Source organism: Micromonospora sp. NPDC002411, assembly GCF_053592955.1.
The window spans coordinates 1-5,916 of the sequence record NZ_JBSFBM010000379.1; the positions used below are offsets into that span (position 1 = coordinate 1).

Consider the following 5,916-nt stretch of genomic DNA (forward strand, 5'->3'; position numbering starts at 1 on the left):
GAGGAACAGCAGGGAGAAGACGATGATCTCGGTGAGATGGTCGCGCCACATCAGCGGCCTCCACGCTTCTTGGTCATCTGGTACACCAGCGTCGTCCAGGTGGTCAAGAAGGTGCCGTCCCAGCCCAGTCGGGGTCCGGCTACCGGCTTCGGTGGTGGCACCGGCGGAATCACCGGCAAGCTGCTGTTGCCCGTCGGCGCGGCGCTGACCATCACCGGGTTGGTCCTCGCCGTAGTGGCGCTGCGTCGGCCGCGTCTGGTCCGTGGCGCTGGGCGCTGAGCCGGCCATGGAGATCTTCCGACCCGCGTCGCCACCGCCCGGTCCCCGCCCGTCCCCCGGTCCCCGCCCGTCGTCGGGTCCCCGCCCGTCCCCTGGTCCGCACCCCACCCGAGACGACCGGGACGACCGCTCGCCGACGGACGACCGCTTCGACGACCGGCTCCCGCGGGACGACCGTTGGCCGGGGGACGACCGCTTCGACGACCGCCCCCTGCCGCTGGACGACAGCCCGTTCGTCCCCGAGCGTCCGACTGTGGCTGCTCGCCCGCCGACCGCAGTCACGCCTCGGCGCAGCCGGCCCTCGGGCCGTAGCCCGTGGTCGGTGCCGCTGGCCGTGGTGCTGGTGCTGGCCGGGGTCTTCGCCACCGGGGCGGGGCTGGGTCGCTCGGTCGGGCCGTTCGACTTCGCCCCGGCCGGCGGCGACCGGCCGCCCCGCAGCGAGTCCGTCGGGTTGTCGGCCAGTCGTCCGGTGCGCCTCAACGTCCCGTCGATCAAGGTGGCTGCGCCGGTGGAACCCGTCGGGCAGGCACGGGACGGCTCGATCGCCGTACCGCCGTTGGAACGGCACAACGAGACCGGCTGGTACGACCGTGGGCCGACGCCCGGCGAGCCCGGCCCGGCGGTGATCGTCGGGCACGTGGACACCAAGACCGGCCCGTCGGTCTTCTACGACCTGGGCAAGCTGAAGCCCGGCGACTTGATCGAGGTGGCCCGCGCGGACGAGTCGGTGGTGGTGTTCCGGGTCGACACCGTGGAGCACTTCCCAAAGGACCAGTTGCCCGCCGAACGGATCTACGGCCACGACGGGCCCCCCGGTCTGCGGTTGATCACCTGCGGCGGGCAGTTCATCGGCGGACGCACCGGCTACGCCGACAACGTCATCGCCTTCGCCACCTTCCAGTCCTCCCGCAAGTCCTGAGGCGGCGCTCAACCGCTTGATCCACTCGCCTTCGCCGACGTTGGGGTATCCCCGCCGCCCGGACACCCCCAGTTCGGCGAACTCGAGCGGATCAAGCCCGGGGTGGGCGGCCCGTGGGGTGCAGCGCGCTACTCGGTCTCGGCGACGAACACGCCTTGGCCTTGCTGTCCGTAGACGAGGTTGCGGTCATGCAGCTCTTTGACTGCGCGGTACGCGGTTGACCGCGCGACGTTGTAGATCTCGCCGATCTCCGACACGGATGGCAACTGGTGCCCAGGTCGGTATTCACCGGAGCGGATCTTCAGCTCGATGTCGTCCGCAACACGGCGGTAGTGCGGTGGTCTGGTTGGCATGATCGACTCTCCTGGACTTCAGCGGAGATCATGCTTCCAGCCCGGGCCCGAGCAGGACAAGGCGACAATCCAGCAAAGTAGATACAGTGAGAACTTGACTACACTGAGACAGTGGATACAGTGAGACAGTCGGGTAGTTCTGGACTTCAGCACTCCGAGGTATCCGGCACGTCCCGGGGAGCACGACGTCGGGCTCTGCCCCCGGGGCAGCTACTTCGGGACGCATGGAGGTGTCGCACATGCCCATCGACGAGCCGGTGTCCAAGGCGACCGAGTTGTTCGTGGCGAAGCGCGTGCTTGACGCGCATTGGACTCGGGCGGTCGATCGGCCCTGGCAGGCAGGCGGCTGCCGAGAGTGTCGAGGTCACGGTGACTGTCCGCAGCTCGATTGGTCGCTGGAGCTCCTGGCGGACGTCGCCGCAGTCATGTTCCAAAAACAGTGACCACTCGGCCCCGCAGTCTGCCGGCAAACGTCAACGCCTTCGCCCTCTCCAGTCCTCCCGCAAGTCCTGATGCCACGCTCCGGCGCTTGATCCACTCGCCTTCGCCGAAGTGGGGGTATCCCAGCGGCCCGGACACCCCCAGTTCGGCGATCCCGAGTGGATCAAGCCCTGGGGTGAGCGGCCCTCGGGCCGTGGTGGACTGGTATTCGCCGGGCATCAGTTCAGGAAGCCGAGGAGTTGGCGGGTGGTTTCGTCGGGGGCCTCTTCCGGGATGAAGTGCCCGACCGGCACCGGCCCACCGCGAACGTCGTCGGCCCACTCCCGCCAGATCGCGAGCGGGTCGTCGTAGAGCTTCGCGACCTGGCCGCGTTGGCTCCACAGGAACAGCACCGGGCAGGTGATCTTCCGGTTTCCCCGGTCCGCCTCGTCCTGCTGGTAGTCGAGCGTCGCGGCGGCGCGGAACTCCTCGCAGATCGCGTGTGCCGTGGCGGGGTCGCGGAACTGCTCGACGTACGCCGCCCGTACCTCGGGCGGGAAGGCGTCCTTGACCTCGGGCCAGGTGTCGAGCACGAAGTCGACGAGCACCGCGGGCGCCGCGTCGATGAACTGCTCGGGCACCGGCGCCGGTGCCGCCAGGAAGGACCAGACCCAGTAGGAGAGGCTGAACGCCTTGTCGGCGCGGTTGTAGACATCTCCGATGGGGACGACGTCCAGGACGGCCAGCCGGGTGACGACGTCCGGTTCGTCCAGCGCTAGACGGTACGCGCAGCGGGCCCCGCGGTCGTGGCCGACGAGCCGGAACCGCTCGTGGCCCAGGCGCCGCATCACCTCGATCTGGTCGCGGGCGATGGCACGCATGCTGTACGGCTCGTGATCGGCGGTGCTCGGTGGTTTGCCGCTGCCGCCCCAGCCCCGCAGGTCGGTGGCGACGACTGTGAAGCTCTCGGCGAGCCGCGGCGCGATCCGATGCCACATGAGGTGCGTCTCGGGGATGCCGTGCAGGAGCAGAACGGGAGGCCCGCTTCCACCCTGCCGGCCGTGGATCGTCGCGCCGGAGGTGTCGATGTCGAATTCCTCGAACCCGTCGAACATGGCCTGACCCCCGCGACTCCGTGGGACGCCGCCGGTGCCGACGGGACGCCCCGGTCGGGCGACTGATGGCCGGCTACCGCGCGGGCCCATTCGACGCTATCAGCGCATTTCGCCCTTTACGTGGGGTTCCGCCCGGCTGGCGCAAGCGTTGATCCACTCGCCTTCAAGGACATCGGGGTGACCGAGTCGTCCGGACACCCCGACATCAAAGAACCCGAGTGGATCAAGCGCTGGGTGAGTGGTGTGCAGGGCTGGGGAGCGGGTCAGGGCTGGGGCGCGGGTCAGGGCTGGGGGACGTGCAGCGCCACCTCGAACTCCAGCAGGCTGGCACTGGTGGAGACCGGGGGACGAGGCTTGTCGCCGGGGGCGGCGGCGTGGGCGGCGCGCGACGGCCCGGCGGCCCATGCCTGGAACGCTTCTTCGCTCTCCCACTTCGTGTAGACGAAGTAGCGGGTCTCGCCGGCCACCGGGCGGAGGAGTTCGAAGCCGAGGAAGCCGGGGGAGTTCTCCACAGCTCCGGCCCGTGCGGCGAACCGCTTCTCCAACTCCGCGCCGCCACCAGGCGGGACGTCGATCGCGTTGATCTTCACGACTGCCATCTGCCCACCCTAGCCAGGCTCAGAACGTCTCGACCGCTGGGACCAGGTCCACGTCGACAACGATCGGCGCGTGGTCGGAGGGGCCCTTGCCCTTGCGGGCCTCCCGGTCCACGTACGCCGAGCGGACCGCCCGGGCGAACGGCGCGGACGCGTACACCAGGTCGATTCTCATGCCCTTGTTCTGGTGGAACATCCCGGCCCGGTAGTCCCAGTACGTGAAGGGGTGTGGCCCCTTCATGGGGGTGGGCACGACGTCGCTGAGGCCCAGGTCGCGCAGCGCGGCGAGGGCGGCCCGCTCGGCCGGGGTGACGTGCGTGGAGTGGGTGAAGACGGCCGGGTCCCAGACGTCGGCGTCGGTCGGGGCGACGTTGAAGTCACCGCTGACCGCCAGCGGGAGCCCGCCGGCCAACTCCGTCTCCAGCGCGTCGCGTAGCGCGGCGAACCAGGCCAACTTGTACGCGTAGTGCGGGTCGTCCGGCGTCCGGCCGTTGGGCACGTACACCGACCAGACCCGGACCCCGTCGCAGGTCGCGGAGATGGCCCGGGCCTCCGGGGCGGGAAAGCCGGGCTCGCCGGCGAACCCGACCCGGACGTCGTCCAGCCCGACCCGGGACAGGATGGCGACCCCGTTCCACCGGCCGTCGCTGTGGCTGGCCACGCTGTAGCCCAACGTGCCCACCTCGGCCACCGGGAAGGCGCCGTCGGGGCACTTGGTCTCCTGCAGGCAGACGACGTCCGGCCCGGTGTCGGCCAGCCACTCCAACAGTCGGGGTAGGCGGGCCTTCACCGAGTTGACGTTCCAGGTCGCCAGGCGCATGCCTCCAGCCTGCCGCATCCGCCGCCGCTACGCCGGGTCAGCCGGCCGGGGTGTCGCCGGGACGGGTCTGTTCGGCCAGGAACCGTTCCAGTTCCGCGCCGAGTTCGTCGGCCGTCGGCAGTGGTCCGGCGTCCGGGGCGAGCAGGCTCTTCTCGCCCCGACCTCGGGCGAACGCGTCGTACTGCTCCTCCAGGGCCTGGACCAGGGCGGCGGCGTCGTCGGTCTGGGCGACCTGCCTGTCGATCTCCACCCGAACCACCTCGGCGGCCGAGCGCAGCCCGTCACCGGGCAGCAGCAGGCCGGTGCTGCGGGACACCGAGGTGAGCAGCACCTCGGCGGCGGCCGGGTACTCGGTCTGCGCCACGTAGTGCGGCACGTGGGCGGCGAAGCCCAGCGCGTCGCGACCCTGCTCGCCGAGGCGGAACTCCAGCAGGTGGCCGACGCTTCCGGGCACCTGGACGCGTTGCAGCCAGGGCTCGTAGCCGGAGATCAGTTCCGGGCGGGTGGCGTGCGCGGTCACCCCGGTCGGACGGGTGTGTGGCACCGCCATGGGGATGGAGTTGAGCCCCACGGTGAGCCGGACGTCCAGCCGGGCGGCGAGCCCGGCGACGGCGGCCACGAACCGTTCCCACTGCAGGTCCGGCTCGGGGCCGGTGAGCAGCAGGAACGGTGTCTCGTCGTCGTCCTGCAGGAGGTGCAGCTCCAGCGAGGGGGCATCGATGCTCTCCCAGTGGTCCTCGACGAAGGTCATCACCGGTCGTCGCGATCGGTAGTCGAAGAGCTGGTCGACGTCGAAGGTGGCGATCGGCCGGCCCTCGAGCGAGGTGAGCAGTTGCTCGCGCGCCAGCCGGCTGGCGTTGCCGGCGTCCACGAACCCGGTGAGGGCCTGGATCAGGACCGGTTGCCCGAGGTCGGGCAGATCGTCGGTGAGCTGGTAGAGCTCGTGTGGGTCGAGCACCGGTGCGGACCTCCCTGAAATGTGCCTGCGGGGTGCCGTCGCGACGGAGGGCACCCGTTCGGGCAACGTACCCGCCATCCTGGCGCATTCCTGCTCCGGGCGATCCGCCGCCCGGGGGATGGGCATGACCGGACTAATCAGCTGTTTTCATCGCGAGGCGGGTCCGGCGGGCCGATCGGTGGAGATCCGGTTCAGCCCAAAGGCCGAGTTTGTCGATCATGTCGGGTCCGAGAGTCGGATGTGGCTCCCTGTCCCCGGCCGGGTCGGCCTGCGGGAAATGCCGGCTTCATCCGGTACGCGAGGTCCGTTCCTCGGGCGGGTCGACCCGACCCTGTCGTCCACCGGAGCGGACCGGATGTGTGGCGATGGCCACGTGATCACCGTGCGTGATCGGCGTTTCCACCTGCCTAGCCTCGGTTGATGCGTGACGACGGCACCCTCGACGACCCGTACGCC

General features: G+C 70.1%; 7 protein-coding genes and 1 pseudogene. 3 read left to right on the plus strand and 5 right to left on the minus strand.

Annotated features, from left to right (window positions below):
- Both ACWCO3_RS30075 and ACWCO3_RS30080 read left to right on the plus strand, forming a co-directional pair.
- Positions 1-279, plus strand: a pseudogene (locus tag ACWCO3_RS30075) (hypothetical protein); the annotation flags it as partial.
- 253 nt (positions 280-532) lie between these two features.
- Positions 533-1,198: a class F sortase gene (locus ACWCO3_RS30080; protein ID WP_244311996.1), complete on the plus strand. Its 666-nt coding sequence runs from the start codon at positions 533-535 to the stop codon at positions 1,196-1,198.
- A gap of 128 nt (positions 1,199-1,326) precedes the next feature.
- Here ACWCO3_RS30080 and ACWCO3_RS30085 read toward each other — a convergent pair whose 3' ends face one another.
- The gene (locus ACWCO3_RS30085) at positions 1,327-1,551 is read right to left on the minus strand and encodes a GntR family transcriptional regulator (RefSeq protein WP_358051844.1); all 225 of its coding nucleotides are present in this window, start codon (positions 1,549-1,551) and stop codon (positions 1,327-1,329) included.
- A gap of 239 nt (positions 1,552-1,790) precedes the next feature.
- Between ACWCO3_RS30085 and ACWCO3_RS30090 the strand changes: the two genes are divergently transcribed.
- Positions 1,791-1,994, plus strand: coding sequence for a hypothetical protein (locus tag ACWCO3_RS30090; RefSeq protein WP_145784118.1), 204 nt, complete (start codon positions 1,791-1,793; stop codon positions 1,992-1,994).
- Between the two features lie 216 nt (positions 1,995-2,210).
- Here the strand turns inward: ACWCO3_RS30090 and ACWCO3_RS30095 are convergent, their stop codons facing one another.
- The 4 genes from ACWCO3_RS30095 to ACWCO3_RS30110 form a co-directional block, all read right to left on the minus strand.
- Entirely contained in the window at positions 2,211-3,086 is an 876-nt protein-coding gene (locus ACWCO3_RS30095) for an alpha/beta fold hydrolase (RefSeq protein ID WP_450013257.1), read from the minus strand.
- A 281-nt stretch (positions 3,087-3,367) separates the two neighbouring features.
- Positions 3,368-3,685, minus strand: a complete 318-nt coding sequence (locus tag ACWCO3_RS30100) for an antibiotic biosynthesis monooxygenase family protein (protein WP_450013259.1) — start codon at positions 3,683-3,685, stop codon at positions 3,368-3,370.
- A gap of 19 nt (positions 3,686-3,704) precedes the next feature.
- Complete coding sequence (locus tag ACWCO3_RS30105; RefSeq protein WP_358163149.1) at positions 3,705-4,502, minus strand: exodeoxyribonuclease III; 798 nt, start codon at positions 4,500-4,502, stop codon at positions 3,705-3,707.
- Between the two features lie 37 nt (positions 4,503-4,539).
- Complete coding sequence (locus ACWCO3_RS30110; RefSeq protein ID WP_145784107.1) at positions 4,540-5,460, minus strand: proteasome assembly chaperone family protein; 921 nt, start codon at positions 5,458-5,460, stop codon at positions 4,540-4,542.
- Positions 5,461-5,916: the final 456 nt, after the last annotated feature.

Bases quoted from the DNA above. Each gene is read 5' to 3' on its own strand.
- ACWCO3_RS30085 (WP_358051844.1), bottom strand. From the start codon at position 1,551: ATGCCAACCAGACCACCGCACTACCGCCGTGTTGCGGACGACATCGAG.
- ACWCO3_RS30090 (WP_145784118.1), top strand. From the start codon at position 1,791: ATGCCCATCGACGAGCCGGTGTCCAAGGCGACCGAGTTGTTCGTGGCG.
- ACWCO3_RS30095 (WP_450013257.1), bottom strand. From the start codon at position 3,086: ATGTTCGACGGGTTCGAGGAATTCGACATCGACACCTCCGGCGCGACG.
- ACWCO3_RS30100 (WP_450013259.1), bottom strand. From the start codon at position 3,685: ATGGCAGTCGTGAAGATCAACGCGATCGACGTCCCGCCTGGTGGCGGC.
- ACWCO3_RS30105 (WP_358163149.1), bottom strand. From the start codon at position 4,502: ATGCGCCTGGCGACCTGGAACGTCAACTCGGTGAAGGCCCGCCTACCC.